Raw genomic sequence first — 14,951 nt, 5'->3', positions numbered from 1 at the left:
CAATTGACGCCCGAGTGGCATGCGCAATAGCATGGCCATTCGAGCGAAGAAGCTCGTCAGATATTTTGCTGCTGCGGTCGGGGGGCTCAGCAAGGTCCCGCATTTCAGGCCAGGAGAAACAATGGTCGACATTGCAATCGTGGGTATCGGCTGCCGTTTTCCAGGCGGCGTATTCGACCCGGAGAGTTACTGGAATTTCCTACTCGGCAAAGGCGACGGGATCGTCGATATACCGCCGGACCGATGGAGCGTCGAAAAGTACTACGACCCGGATCCGGATGCGCCGGGGCGTATGTACACCCGACGCGGCGGATTTCTCACCCAGCCGCTGTGGGATTTCGACGCCGATTTCTTCGGCATCGCCCAGAAGGAGGCCGCCATCCTCGACCCGCAGCAGCGGCTGCTGCTGGAGGTCACCTGGGAGGCGCTCGACGACGCAGGCATGGCGGGCCGGGTCTCCGGTCACCGCGTCGGCGTGTACGTCGGCGGCTTCATCCTCGACAACGTGCTCGGGCGCAGCGGGCCGCTGGTCCGCTCGGCGATCACCAGCCACACCGCGATGAGCGCCTCGCACACCTTGCTGTCCAATCGGATCTCCTATCTGCTCGACCTGCACGGCCCGAGCCTGACCGTCGACACCGCGTGCTCGTCGTCGCTGGTGGCCACACATCTCGCGGTGCAGGCGATCGCCAACGGCGAGTGCGAGATCGCACTGGCCGGCGGGGCGAACGCGATGCTGCAGCCGGAGACGTTCATCTCGATGTGCAAGGGCCGGTTCCTCTCGGTCGACGGGCGCTGCAAGACCTTCGACGCCGCCGCCGACGGGTACGGCCGCGCCGAGGGCGCGGGCGCGGTGCTGCTCAAGCCGCTGGATCTGGCACAGCGCGACTACGACCGCGTCTATGCCGTCATCCGCGCGACGGGCGTCAACCAGGACGGCCGCACCATGGCCATCCCGGTGCCGAATCCCGTTGCGCAGGAACAGCTGGCCCGCCAGGTGCGCGACGACGCGGGCGTGGCGGCGCACGAGGTGAGTTATCTCGAGGCGCACGGCACCGGCACCGCGGTCGGCGACCCCATCGAACTCTCCGCGCTGGGCGCGGTGTACGGCGCGGTGGACGGCCGCGGCGAACCGGTGCCGGTCGGCTCGGTGAAGAACAACTTCGGGCACACCGAGGCCGCGGCCGGGGTCGCGAGCCTGATCAAAGCGGCGCTCACCCTGCACCACCGCACCGTCGCGCCGCAATTCGAATTGAATACACCGAATCCGGAGATCGAGTTCGACGAGCTTCGACTACGGGTACCGCTCCAGCCCGAACCGCTGCCCGCGGCGCCGGGCAAAGGCGTGGTCGCGGTCAACGGCTTCGGGTACGGCGGCACCAACGCCCACGTCATCCTCGTCGAAGCACCACCGCGGCCCGCGCGCGCCGAGGACGAGCGCCCGGTGCCGAAGGTCCTGCCGATCTCCGGCCGCCACGAGACCGCGGTCCGGGCGCTTGCCGACGAACTCGCGCACGCGCTCGACCGCCACCCCGCCGACGCGGTCACCGCGGCCGCGTGGACCCGGCGCGCCCATCACCCCCTGCGGGTCGGCTTCGCCTACGACGACGCCGACGATCTGCGCGCCCAGTTGCGCGCCTTCGCCGCGGGCGAGGGCCGGGCCCCGTCCCGGCTCATCGGCGACGGCGAGGTGGAGCCGGTCTTCGTCTTCAGCGGTATGGGCCCGCAGTGGTGGGGCATGGGCCGCGAACTGCTCACCACCGACAGCACGTTCGCGAAGGTGGCCAGGGAGATCGACCGCGAATTCGTCTCGATCGCGGGCTGGTCGATCCTGGACGAGATGCTCGCCGACGAGGCCGACTCGCGGATCATGCGCACCGCCTACGCCCAGCCGGCCAACTTCGTGCTGCAGGCCGCGTTGACCGCCGAACTGGCCCAGTACGGGGTGTATCCGGCGGTGGTGGTCGGGCACAGTGTCGGCGAAGTCACCGCCGCGTACGTGTCCGGCGCGCTGTCGCTGCGGGACGCGCTCACCGTCAGCTACCACCGCGCCCGGCTGCAGGCGACCACCGCGGGCACCGGCGGGATGCTGGCGCTGGGCATGTCCGAGAACGAAGCGCGGGAGTTGCTCGCCCGCACCGACAGCATCTCGATCGCCGCGGTCAACAGCCCGGGCGCGGTCACCCTCGCCGGCGACAGCGGGGACCTCGAGTTGCTGCGCGACACCTTGTCGGCCACCGGCACGTTCGCGCGCAGCCTCCGGGTAGAGGTGCCCTACCACAGCCACTTGATGGACCCGATCCTCGATGATCTGCGTGCGGCGCTGAGCCGGCTCGCGCCGAGGGACGCGAAACTCACCACGTACTCCACGGTGACCGCCGCCGAGATCGCGGGCACGGAATGGGACGCCGACTACTGGTGCCGCAACGTCCGGGAACCGGTCCGGTTCGCCGACGCCATCGGCGCGCTGGTCGACGCGGGCCACCGGGTCTTCCTCGAGGTGGGGCCGCACCCGGTGCTCAGCGGCAACATCCGCGAGATGCTGATCCATCGCGGCGTGATCGGCGCCGCGGTCACCACGCTCTCGCGCGATCTGCGCGACCGCAACAACGTGCTGCGCGCCGTCGCGGATCTGTATGTCGCCGGCTCGCTGGACGGCTCGACCGTCCCGGGCCGCCCGGACTCGGTCGTCGAGCACCTGGACCTGCCCGCGTACCCGTGGCAGCGCAAACGGGTCTGGCACGACGAACCGGTCACCCTGCTCGATCGCCTCGGCACACCGGACGGCTACGCGTTGCTGGGCGACCGCACCGCGGCGGCGAACTCGGAATGGGAGGTGCAGCTGTCGGTCTCGCGGCTGCCGTGGCTGCGCGACCACGTCGTGGACGGGCATGTGGTGCTGCCCGGGGCGGCCTACCTCGACGCCGCGCTCAGCGCCGCCGTCGAGCGCACGGGGCGCACCAGCGTCGGCCTGGAGTCCGTCGAGTTCGTCGCGCCACTGGTGATCGACGAGCACGACGTCCCGGTGCTGCGGGTGAACGTCGAGGAGTCGACCAAACGCTTCCAGATCCGGTCACGCCCGGCCACCGCGGCCACCTGGACGCTCAACGCCCACGGCAGGCTCATCGAAGCCGACTTCGCCGCCGCCGCCGTGGAGGTCGAGGCTCCGGAGCACGCCGCCGCCGTCGCGGGCCCGGATCTCTATCGCGGCCTGGCGGCTCGCGGCCTGGACTACGGGCCTGCCTTCCAGCGCATCGTCTCGGCCGTCGTCGGCGCGGACGCGGTGGTCGCCGCGCTCGCCCCGGTCGAGGAACCCGCGCCGGTCCGGCACCTGGCCCATCCGGCCGTGGTCGACGCCGCGCTGCAATGCGTCGCCGCGCTGGCCGCGGATACGGACACCGGCGTGGCGATCGTGCCCGCCGCCATCGCCGGGGTGCGGCGGCTGGGCCCGCTGCCCGAGCGCCCACGGGTCGTGGTGACCCGGCGCGGGGTCGACCCGCTGCGCGCCGACATCGCCGTCGTCGGGGAGAACGGCGAGGTGGCCATGCGTCTGCTGGGTGTCGAATTCCGCCCGGTCAGCGCGACTGTCGATGCCACCCATCAGCTGGAACGCGTGTTCTACCAGCCCATCTGGGAGATCGTCGAGGCCCCGACCGGCGCGCGTCCGGTCGAGGCGGAGCTCGTGGTCGCCGTGTGTGTCGGCGCCGACGCGGCCGACCGGGCGACCACGCTGCTGGGCGACCGTGCCGACCGCACCGTCGTGCTCGCCGACCCCGACGCCGACGACGACGAGCGCCTGTGGCTGGCGTTGCGCTCCCCCGACGGCGAGCCGATCGGCGAACGCATCCGCGTGGTCAGCGTGTTCGGCGCGGCGTTCGACGCCGCGCGCAACGTCTACTGGCTCGCGCGCGTGGCGAACGCGATCGAGCATCTGCTCGCCGACGCGCCGCACGTCCACGTGCACGGGATCGTGGTCACCGAGAACGCGCTGTGCACGCCCGCCGACAGCACCGCCCAGGTGGCACACGGCGCACTGGTGGGTGCGCGGCGCGCCCTGCTGAACGAACAGCCCGCCGCGGGCTGGCGATTGGTCGACGCGGACCCGCGGGCCACGACGCTCGCCGATCTCGTTCTCAGCGACGGCGTGCTCGACGAGATCGGTGTGCGCGGAGCCGACCACTGGGCGGTGCGGCTGGACCGCAATTTCGGCACGCACCTCGAGCAGCGCAACCGGGCCACCCCGCTGCCGGACCCGGAAGCCTCGTTCGCCGTGGAGATCCCCAAGTCGCGGCTGATGTCCGACCTGGCTCTGCGCGAAACCGAGCGCATCGCGCCCGGTCCCGGCGAGATCGAGGTCCGGATGGAGGCGGCCGGGCTCAATTACAAGGACGCGATGAAGGTCATCGGCGTGCTCACCGAAAAGGAGCTCACCGGCACCTATTTCGGCACGACGGTCGGCATGGAGGGCTCCGGTGTGGTGGAGCGCGTCGGGCCCGGCGTCACCGGCGTCGCGGTCGGCGACCGGATGATGGTGTGCGCTCGCGACATCCTTCGCAAATACGTGACGATGCCCGTCGACGCGGGGGCCACCATGCCGCACGGCCTGCTGCCCGGAGCGGACTACGACCCGCTGACCTGCGGGTCCGGCTTGCCGTTGCTCACCGCCGAATTCGGCTTGCGCACGCTGGCTCGCCTGCGGGCCGGCGAGACCGTGCTCGTGCACGGCGCGGCGGGTGGCATGGGCATGGCCGCGGTGCAGGTCGCGCTGGACATCGGCGCCACGGTGATCGCGACCGCGGGCACGCCCGAGCGGCGGGCGCAGGTGCGCGGGCTCGGCGCGCAGCACGTGCTGAACTCGCGCTCGGCCGACTTCGTCGACGAGATCGCCGAGCTGACCGGCGGACGCGGCGTCGACGTCGTCTACAGTTCGGCGCCCGGCGAGATCCTGCGCCAGAACTTCCGGGTGGCCGCGGAATTCGGCCGGGTCGTCGACATCGGCAAGGCCGACATCTACACCGGCGGGGTCATCGATCTGGAGCCCTTCGATCGCAACCTGACGTTCTTCTCCGTCGACATGGACCGTGCACTGGCCCACGACCCGGAACTGCTCCGCGCGCCGATGCGGGCCAGCCACGCGGCGTTGCGCGCGGGGCGCTACCAGTACCTGCCGTATACGGCTTATCCGGTGTCGGAGCTCGCCGCGGCATTCGAGTCCGTCGCCCGATCCGACCAGATCGGCCGAGTGGTGCTCGACCTGCGCGAGGTATGCCCGATGGTGCGGCCCGCGATCGCCTACCCGCGCATCGACCCGGACGGCTGCTACCTGGTGACCGGCGGGTTCGGCGGGTTCGGCGCGGCCACCGCCCGCTGGCTGGTCGCCGAGGGAGCCCGGAAACTGGTGCTCGTCGGCCGCAGCGGAGCCGCCACCCCACAGGCCCGCGACCAGGTCGCGGCGTTCACCGCGGCAGGGGTGACGGTGATCGAGGAACGGGTGGACGTCGCCGACTACGCCGCGACCGCCGCCCTGGTGGATCGCATCCGGTCCGTCGGGCCGCTGCGGGGTGTCTTCCACGCGGCAGGGGTGGTGAACAACCTGCCCGTCCCGCAGATCACCCGGGAGTCGCTCGACGAATTGTTCGCCAAAGTCCGCGGAGCGCAGCATCTGGACCGGGCGGTCGAGGCCGCGGGCATCGAGCTGGACATGTTCGTGCTGTACTCCTCGATCAGCGCGCTGGGCTGCATCACCCCGCAGGTCGGTTATGCCGCCGCCAACGCCGCGCTGGACGCGCTCGCGGCCCAGCGGCGGGCTCGCGGCGCCGCGGCGCTGGCGGTGAACTGGGGCTTCATGAGCGGCGGCGGCATGGCCGACAAGACCGAGGCGCTGGTGGACTACGTCAAGTCGATCGGGTTCCTGCCCATCGACATGGACCGCGCCACCGCCCTGCTGCGTGAATGCCTGACCCTCGACAGCGCCCAGGTCGTGGTGGCCGATATCGACTGGACGGTGTGGTCGCGGGTCGCGCGTCCGTCCACCGATACCCGGCGCTTCCGCCAACTGCTCGCCGACATCGGGGTGACCGGCGAGGCCGGCGGCACGCTGCGCGCGGAGATCCTGACGCTCCCGACCGAACAGCGCGCCGACTTCGTCGCCCAGCGCCTCGCCGACCAGCTCGCGGTGGTGCTCGGCGTGGACACCGAAGCCATCAACATCGACGAGCCGGTCACCGACCTCGGCATGGACTCGCTCATGGCGATGGAATTCGGAGCCCGCACCGAGAAGGAACTCGACGTCAAGATCTCCGCGCTCGAACTCAGCAGGGGCCTGTCGCTGCGCGGCATCGGCGCCAAGGTGGTCACCCGGTTCGCCGAGCCCGCCGACGCGCAGGCCGCGGCATGAAAGGAAGCGACATGTCCACCGAGTTGATCCCCTACGCCGACATCGACACCGTGCTGGGCCACCGGGACGGGCGGTTCTTCGGCGAGGGGTACAAGCGGATCACCCACCGCATCTTCGACATCACCGTCGACCGCGACGTGGAGGACCGTCCGCGGCTGACCGCGACGGCGGGGGTGCATTACCCACTCGACTGGTCGCGCAAGAGCACCCGGGTGCTGGTCCCCCATGTCAGCAGCATCGACTGCTCGATCTTCGGCTATCGGCTGCTCGAGGTGATCCTGCGCGAGTGCTTCGGGCTCACCGACAGCGAGATCCGCTCCTGCTGGGTGCCTTTCGTCCAGTTCAGCAGCGGGACCATCGCGACGGAGTCGCTGGCGGAGTTCGCGATCAGCGCGACGGTCGTCGCGGTGGAGGGCAGCACGATCAGCATCACCGGCGCGCTGGGCGGCGGCATGAGCCTGGAAGCCACCGTGGCGCTCCCGGCGCCACCGCGCCCGCCGCGGACGGCGAGCCGCACCGTGCACGAGACCGGGCGTGGATACTTCCACGGCGGGGTGTACGCCCGCGGGCAGTATCTGCGCAACGTCCTCGTCTCCGACGGCGGCAGCCGCGCACAAGCCGATTTCGCTCTCGCGGAACCGGATTCGGCGGGCCCCTGGCATGGTGTCGCAGACGCCTACCAGCCTTCCGTCACGCTGGTGGACGCGACGGTGATCCTGGCGCAGCTGTCCCAAGTCGTGCTGTACGAGCTGGACAACATCGCCCGCAAGGACAGCGAGACACTGTGGATGCGCCGGATGACCGCCCGCGCGTCCGCTCCCCCACCGCCGTTCACCTCCGGCACCGCGACCACCCACATGGCCCGCTCGATGGTCCTCACCTTCGGCGGCGGCGACTGGCGCATCTCGAGCTGGGCATCGGACTTCGCGGGCTGTGCGATCCGCTACGACCTCGCACACCGGCTGCCGGCCTGACCCGCGCATCCCCGAACACTGAGAAAGGCACTCCCATGTCGGGAAACAACTATCGACGCATCGTCATCTCCGGCACGTATTCGACCGGGAAGACCACGACTTCCACGGCGCTGTCCCTGCTGACCGGCATTCCCCGGGTGGACGCCTCGTCCGCTCGCGAGGTGGTCACCGAGCTCTATCCGGGCATGCGGTTCCAGGATCTGAGCACCACCGAGCTGATGGCGCTCGGCTTCCGCAGGCTGGAGCTGCGCATCCAGGCCGAGGCGATCCTCGACGCCCAAGGCGGATTCATCGCCGACGGCTCGGTGCTCAACGAGTGGGTCTACGGCACCACGCGGCTCGTCACCGGCCCCAACCCCGGCTCGTCCCGCTGGCACAAGGCCGTCAAGAACACCCTCACGCTGCCCGGCCGGCCGTTCTATCGCCGCTACCTCAACGCCTACGGCGACATGGCCCGGCAGCGGGCGCGGCAGAACTACGACATCTTCTTCCATCTCCCGGTGGAGGTGCCGATGGACCCCGACGGCCACCGGCCGGTCGACGAGCGCTATCGCGCCATCTCCGATCGGCAGCTGCTGCATGCGATCAGCGAACTCGGGCAGCCCGTCGTGACGGTGCGCGGCACCCCGGAACAGCGCCTGGAATCCATCGTCTCGATGCTCGACATCCCCACCGTGATGGACATCGATGTGGCGGTGAAGGAGGCGATGGAGATCGTGCGCAGCAGCCGTGAGCGCGTCCAGGAAACGATCATCGCCCAGCAACAACCGCACACTCTCGGCCGCAAGATCAAATTCGCCACTCGCGTTTAGGAGCACGCCATGACCGTCCTGCTGGACAAGACCAAGCGCTACAACCCGATCGACTCGTGGTTCTACGACAACTTCATCTCCGACGCGGTGCGCGAGATGACCCCGACCCTGTTCGACGACATCGTCGCCCAGCTCGACGACGGTGCGCAGGTGCTCGACGTCGGTTGCGGCGGTGGGCAACTCGCGGTCGGCCTGGCCACCACCGGGACCTCGCTGCGGCTGACCGGCATCGACCTCTCCCCCCAACAGGTGCGCAGGGCGCGCAAACGCGGTGCGGCGCTGGGCAGCCGCATCCAGTTCCGGGAAGGGTCGGCGATGGACCTGCCGTTCTCCGACGGCGCCTTCGACGCGGTGATCAGCTCGGGTTCGATCAAGCACTGGCCGAATCAGCGCAAGGGCCTCGCGGAGATGCTCCGCGTCTTGCGGCCCGGCGGCCTGTTGCTGGTGATCGAAGCCGATCGCGGCTGCACCTTCGAGGACGCGCGCGCCTTCGTCGACCGGTGGAAGCTGCCGCAGCCGATGGCGCGGGCGTGCCTGCCGTTCTTCCGCACCTACATCGCCGGCTACGGCATCGATCTGGAGGACGGCCGCGACCTGGTGGCCGATCTCCCGGTCACCGACGCGACGGTGCGCCGCATCCCCGGCGAGCCGGGGATTCAGATCACCGCGCGCAAACGGGCGGAGTGAGCACCGGCCGCCTCGGCGAATCCGGCCGGTAGCGGGCCGGGCGGCGGCACGGCCGAGACGCCGCCCGGCCCGGCAGCGGGGACGACCGGATGCGCACCGGCGGGGTGGGCGCTCACGAGCGCCGGGCGCGCAGCGGTTTGCGCGCGGCCTCCTCCATAACCTGGTCCTGCCGATCGGCGGGCACGAGGGCGCGAATGTCCTCGCGCGAGCCGATCATCAGTTTCTGCAGGATGGAAGCCATCTGGGCGTCGACGGTCTTGTAGGAGCTGCCGCGCCGGGCGGCGATGGCCGTGTTGGTCCAGCCCGCCGCCGCCAGCACGGCCACGTCCTGTTCGGCCGCCGACAAGTCCTCCCAATGCGAGGGCCGGTGGCGCCGGACCGGATGCTCGACGGGTAGCCGGTCCAGCGACAGGTTGCCCAGCGCCAGCTGCGCCACCTCGCCGAGTTCGGAACGCAGCAGTGCGCCTTCCCGCTCCGCCTCCGCGAAGGCGGTGTCGCCCAAGACCGCGCGGGCGGTGTCAGCGGCGATGTCGGTCTCGACGGCGAACGGGCCGAGATTGGCGATGTCGACACCGATTCGCTCGCGTAGCGTGGCGCCGCCACCGAGCAGGCGCGCGACTTCGCGCGCCCACTCCGTCACCGCGCCGGAACGTTCGCCCTCGGTGTCGCGGATCATCCGCGACAGCGCCCACGCACGAATGTGGACGGCCCATACCACGCCCCACTGATCGCGCATCGCGAGCTGGGTGGTCAGCGCCGCATGCGTCACGGCGAGCGCTTGCTGCGGGTCGCCGTGCTTGGTCAGTGCCATCGCCCGAGCCAGTTCGGCCCAGGATGTCGCCCATCGCGCGCCAGAGCGCTCGGCGTGCTCCAGATGCCGTCGGGAGATCTCCAAGGCCTGCGCCGATTCGCCGAGCAACGCGGCCGTCATCGCTTCGAAGAGTTCGCTCATCGCGGCTCCCCCGGGATCCCCTGCGGCGGAGAACTTCTCGCGCGCGCGGGCCAGCACGGCGAGCGCGCGCACATCGCGAGGCACCAGCATCAACTCGGCGCCTCTGGCGAATTCGACCGGGGCGGGCAAACCGAGATCACGGTCGTGCTCGCGCCAGCCTGTCCGGGCGGCGAGGTCGGGCACGCACAGCGCGACGCACTCGTCGAGCATCCGATCCGTGTCGTGGTGCAGGCCTTGGCACAGGCTGATCCATGCGATCAGCGACATCGCCGTAACCTGCAGCGGCACCGGCTGCGGGTCCAGAGTCCGGGTGGCGGCCAGCGTACGCTCGGCCCAGCGGCGCGACTCGCGCAGCGAGCCGCTGAGAAACGGGCTGCGCAACGCGATCAGCCCGGCGGCGATCTCCAGTCCGACGGCGGCCTCCTCCGGCGTGGCGAGGCTACCGGCCATGGCACCCAGCAGGTTGTCCCACGCCGCGCGGGCCCAATCCAGCAGTTCCTGTTCGTCCGGGCCGAACCATCCGGTTGCCGCCGCCAGCACCTTGTCGCGGTAGTAGCGGCGGTGCCGCCGCACCAACCGGTCCCGTTCGCCATCGCGTTCGGCCAGCCGCTGCTGCGCGAACAAGCGGACGCTCTCCAGCAGCGAATACCGCACCGTGGTCGCGGTCAGATGCACCGAGACCAGCGATTGGTCCGCCAGCCGCTCGAGCAGACCCTCGATCTCGGCGCGGGCCAGGCCGCCCGGCTCGTCGTCCGCGCAGACCGCTTCGATCGCCTCCAGCTCCGCGCCGACGTCCGCCTCGGCCGGGTCGGCGTTCTCGTGATCGATGTCGTAGCCTGCCGCGAACACCGACAGCCGGTCGAACAGCAGCCGCTCCTTGTCCCGGCACAGGTCGTAGGACCAGGCGATGACGTCGCGAATGCCCTGGTGCCGCGCGTCCGCGCCGACCCGGGGGCCGTGCGACCAGCGCAACCGCCGGTCGCTCGCCTCACCGCTGAGATCCCGCAGGATCATCGGCAGCGGCTGACGCAGCAGCCGCGCGGCGGCCAGCCGGATGTAGAGCGGATGGTTGTGCACATGGCGGCAGACCGCCACCGCCAGCTCGGCCTCGTCGTCGGCGACGGTGTGGCCGATCAAGTCGGCGCGGGCGCGGAACAAGGCCAGCGCCTGGTCCCGCGACAGCGCGGGCACCGGCACCAACTGCTCGTCGACCCAGCCGATCGCCTCCCGGCTGGTGGCCAGCACGGTGAGACCCGGCGCCGCTTCCAGCAGGTCGGCGATCACCCGCCCCGCGCCGTCCAGGACGTGTTCGCAGTTGTCCATCACCAGGATCGTCTGCAGCGTGCGCCCGACCGCGTCGCGGCGGCGCAGCGTGTCCAGCACCGCCTCCCACGCCGAGCGTCCGGAGAAGTCGGCGTCGATCAGCGACCGCGCGAGCAGTTCCTCGACCGCCGCCGCGTCGGCGCCGCGCGACAGCACGGCCAGGCGCACCCAGTGCACCGGAACGCGCCGGGCCTTGTGGAACCGGTGCACGGCTTCGGTCGCCAGGCGGGTCTTGCCGATGCCGCCCGCGCCGATCAGGGTGACCAGGCGGGTTCCGCCCAGCAGTGCCATCCCGATCTTCTCCAGCTCACGCTCACGCCCCACGAAATCATTGGCGCTCGCGGGTGGGGACCCCGGACTCGACGCACGTCCTACCGACACAACAGTGCAGCGTAGTCGGGTCGCCCGAGAAGATCGGCAAGTCTCTACCGATGTGCGGCGCCCACCTATACGCGGACCATTGCGCTGGCGCGGTAGTCGATCACATAACCGGAAGGACACGACGGTGGGACACATACTCGTACTCGGGGCGGGCGAATGCGGATTACCCCTCGCCCATCGACTACTGCGCGGCGGACGGCCGGTCACCTTGGTGACCGACCGGGACGCCGATGCGGTCCTCGCCGGCACCGTGACCAGCACTCAGGTCAAATTCTCGCCGACACAGGACCTCGAAGCGGATCTGGGCCTGGGTTACTGGCGCTCGATCGCGCCGAATATCGAAGGCATCCGGTTCACCATGGCCGTCGACCGCACGACCGTGGTCACCTGGGCCGGACGGCTCAGTCGCCCCGCGCAGAGCGTGGATCAGCGGACGGTGTTCGCCCGCTGGCTCGGCGAGTACCTGGCCGAAGGCGGTGATCTGCGCATCGCCGAGCCCTCCGTCGCGGATATCGAGCACAGCGCCGCCGACTACGACCTCACCGTCGTGACCCGCGCCGGACGTGACCTCGCCGGCTGTTTCGAAGCCGACCCGGCGTGGCCGACGCCCGCCGCGCCGCTGCGGCGGCTCGCGGTGCTGTACCTGGACGGTGTCGAGCCGGACCCGGAGGGCCTCGGCTCCTACACCACGCTGCCCGAGCACGGTGAAGTGATCTCCTACCCGGGCCTGACCGGGCGGCCGGGGCAAGAACGTCGCTGCGAGATGCTGCTTTTCGAGGCGCGGCCCGGCGGCGCGCTGGACGTGTTCGACCAGCACGGCACGCCCACGCAGCGCTGGGCACAGGCCAGGCGACTGCTGGAGACGCACTTGCCGGTCGAACTGGCCGAACGCTTCCGGCACGCCCAGCCGACCGATGCCGGGGCGACGCTGGTGGGCGCGGTGACTCCGGTCATGCGCCGTCCGGTCGGCGTCCTGCCGTCGGGCAGGCCGGTGCTGGGCGCAGGCGACGTCGTCTGCCGGATGGACCCGGGCGGCGCACAGGGCGCCAACAACGCCGTGCACTGCGCGCTCCGCTACGGCGAGGCGATCCTGCACGACCCGGACGGCCCCTACGACCGCGCGTGGATGGAGTGGGCCGCCGCGCCGTGGCTGACGGCCGTCGCCCACCCGGCCGCGCGGTGGACGGCGACGGTGCTCGATCCGCCGCCGGCCATGCAGGAGATGATGCTGGCCGCCCAGCACGACCCGACGCTGGCCGACGCTTTCGCCGATACCTTCGCGCGACCGGCGAACCTGGCCCGGCTTGCGGCGAAAGCGGCGTCCTGACCGTTTCCCGGCTCAGGGCTGCCAGGGCGGTGTCGCGGGGAAGACGACCGGCAGCGCGGCCAGGGCCCGATGGAAAGGTCCTGGCCGCCAGGCCAACTCGTGCACCGGCGCGGTGGGCCGCAGTTCCGGCAGCGCGTCCAGCAACTGGTCGACCGCGTCCTGCGCGATGAGGTAGGCCGGGTCGCGGGCCGGGCAGGCGTGCGGTCCGGCGCCCCAGGCCAGATGCGAACGGTTGCCGCTGTGGTTGTCGCCGCTGATCGCCGGATCGTTGTTGCAGGCGGCGAAACTGATGACCACCGGTTGGTGAGCGGGCAGCCACACGTTCTCGATCAGGATCGGCTGGCGCGGGTAGGTGACCGAGAAATTGGCCATCGGGGGGTCGGTGAACAACACCTCGTCCAGCGCGTCGCGGGTGGACAGGCTGCCGCCAAGGACGTCGCCGCCGAACCGGTCGTCGGTCAGGATCAGCAGCAGGGTGTTGACGATCAGGTTCTGCAGCGGTTCGATGCCCGCGCCGTAGAGCACGACGAGCTGGTGGATCACCTCCGCGTCGTCCAGATCCGCCGGATGCCGCAGCAGTCGCGTGGTGATGTCCCGGCCCGGCTCGGCGCGCTTCAGTTCGATCAGCCGCAGCAGCGCGGCGCCGAGCCTGCGGTTGCCCTCCTCGGCGTCCACCCCGTCGAACACGGCGGCCGTCGCGGCGGCGACCTCCCGGCCGATCTCCGGCGGGCAGCCCAGCATGGCGTTGATCACCTCGAACGCCAGTGGAAGGGCGTACTGCGACACCAGATCCGCGCTGCCCGCCGCGCAGAAGGCGTTGATCAGCTCCGCGGCCGTCCGCTCCACCGTCTCGTGCAGGGCGTGCAGGTCCACGGCATTGATGCTCGCGGTGTTGGCCTGGCGGTAGCGGGCATGCGCTTCGCCCGTGGCGCGCATGGCATTGGGACGCCACTCCAGCACCGGCAGCACGGGGCAGTCGGCGGGGACGTCGGCCTGCCAGGTGCGCGGGTCCGCGGGAAAGTGCTCCGGGTCGTGCATGATCCGCACGGCGGTGTGATAGTTCAGCACCAACGTCGCCGGCACGCCCGGGGCCAGGTCGACCGGCGCCATCGAGCCGTAGCGGGCGCGCATGTCCCGGTAGGCGCGATGCGGATCGGCCGCGAATTGCGGGGAGTACAGCGACACACGCTCGCCCCGGTGTTCGATGGGCGAACCCTGGTGGGTGCCGGGCTGATTCGTCGTCTGGTCGAGGTTTCGGGGCGTGGTCAACGCGTGACTCCCACAGTAGAAGCGTCTTCGGCGAGCTCGGGCGGGCCGGGGCGACGCCATCGTCGTACGGTCCATGCCGTGCACCGCCGCGCCGCCTCGGCTCGACCGCGCATCGGATCGACACACAGGATGGTCGCGTAGGTAGATTCCGGGCATCGGTAGTAGCGGCCCGCCTGCGGTGATGCGGCGACGTGTGCGCGCTCGAACCCCACTCCGACGCTGAGCATTCGATGTCGGTCGCGGGTCGGGCGGGCAGGTCCGATGCACGACGACGGAGCCGACGGCGCGCTCGCATCGCCGGAGGCACAAGCACTTCCAGGTGTAGGCGCCTGGTGTATAACTTCCATCGGCCCGGTCGACCTCCACCGACAAGCGATAGCGAGACACGATGCACGGTTACCTGAATCAGGTGTCCCAAGGCACGACCCCCTCCGGCTATCCCATGCGCGAGCCCGAAACCCGCGCGGTCGAGCCACCTCGCACCGCGGATCTCCTCGTCAGCGCGCTGTTGTGGTTCCTGCCCGCGACGCTGGCCGCGATGTCGACCGTCCTCGCGCCGTGGTTCCTGATGGCGAGCGGCGTCTGCGCGTCCAAGCCGGAGTGCCGGGTCGACACCAGCGCGGGCGTCTGGATCATGGTCGGTGGCGGGATCGTCGGATTCGCCGTGGGCGTGCTGCTTTCGGGGATGGCGGCCCGGCAGGGGCGCGCGTTGTTCCCGGGCGCGCTCGTCGGTGCGGTGCTGGTTCTGCTGGCCTGGGTCGCCGCGTCCTTCCTCATGGGCTGAACCGGGCAGCCGCCGGAACGACTGTGGCCGAACAGGTCCCGGGTC

8 protein-coding genes are annotated in these 14,951 nt (G+C 70.7%); 6 read left to right on the top strand and 2 right to left on the bottom strand.

Going from position 1 to position 14,951, the window contains the following annotated elements; genetic code table 11:
- Window positions 1-121 precede the first annotated feature (121 nt).
- From ACWEKR_RS04105 to ACWEKR_RS04090, 4 genes are read left to right on the top strand one after another with little or no spacing between them, the layout of a single operon-like run.
- On the top strand, window positions 122-6,397 hold the full coding sequence (locus ACWEKR_RS04105; protein ID WP_452353203.1) for an SDR family NAD(P)-dependent oxidoreductase: 6,276 nt from the start codon (window positions 122-124) through the stop codon (window positions 6,395-6,397).
- 11 nt (window positions 6,398-6,408) lie between these two features.
- A complete protein-coding gene (locus tag ACWEKR_RS04100; protein WP_452353202.1) occupies window positions 6,409-7,371 on the top strand; it encodes an AvrD family protein in 963 nt (320 codons plus the stop codon).
- A gap of 35 nt (window positions 7,372-7,406) precedes the next feature.
- Entirely contained in the window at window positions 7,407-8,183 is a 777-nt protein-coding gene (locus tag ACWEKR_RS04095) for an ATP/GTP-binding protein (protein ID WP_195089327.1), read from the top strand.
- A gap of 9 nt (window positions 8,184-8,192) precedes the next feature.
- Entirely contained in the window at window positions 8,193-8,870 is a 678-nt protein-coding gene (locus tag ACWEKR_RS04090) for a class I SAM-dependent methyltransferase (protein WP_452353201.1), read from the top strand.
- Window positions 8,871-8,982: 112 nt separating this feature from the next.
- On the opposite strand, the gene ACWEKR_RS04085 is transcribed toward ACWEKR_RS04090, so the two are convergent.
- Entirely contained in the window at window positions 8,983-11,469 is a 2,487-nt protein-coding gene (locus ACWEKR_RS04085; RefSeq protein ID WP_452353200.1) for a helix-turn-helix transcriptional regulator, read from the bottom strand.
- Window positions 11,470-11,650: 181 nt separating this feature from the next.
- Here ACWEKR_RS04085 and ACWEKR_RS04080 point away from each other — a divergent pair, with 181 nt between their 5' ends.
- Window positions 11,651-12,853 carry a styrene monooxygenase/indole monooxygenase family protein gene (locus ACWEKR_RS04080; RefSeq protein WP_452353199.1) on the top strand — a complete coding sequence of 401 codons (1,203 nt, stop codon included), beginning with the start codon at window positions 11,651-11,653 and terminating at the stop codon, window positions 12,851-12,853.
- Window positions 12,854-12,865: 12 nt separating this feature from the next.
- On the opposite strand, the gene ACWEKR_RS04075 is transcribed toward ACWEKR_RS04080, so the two are convergent.
- Window positions 12,866-14,122, bottom strand: a complete 1,257-nt coding sequence (locus ACWEKR_RS04075) for a cytochrome P450 (RefSeq protein ID WP_452353198.1) — start codon at window positions 14,120-14,122, stop codon at window positions 12,866-12,868.
- A 388-nt stretch (window positions 14,123-14,510) separates the two neighbouring features.
- Between ACWEKR_RS04075 and ACWEKR_RS04070 the strand changes: the two genes are divergently transcribed.
- Window positions 14,511-14,906 carry a hypothetical protein gene (locus ACWEKR_RS04070; RefSeq protein WP_195089319.1) on the top strand — a complete coding sequence of 132 codons (396 nt, stop codon included), beginning with the start codon at window positions 14,511-14,513 and terminating at the stop codon, window positions 14,904-14,906.
- The last annotated feature ends 45 nt before the right edge of the window (window positions 14,907-14,951 follow it).

The organism is Nocardia sp. NPDC004573, assembly GCF_053602135.1.
Note: the sequence above shows the minus strand (reverse complement) of the source record. Positions and strands in the feature narration are given on the sequence as shown.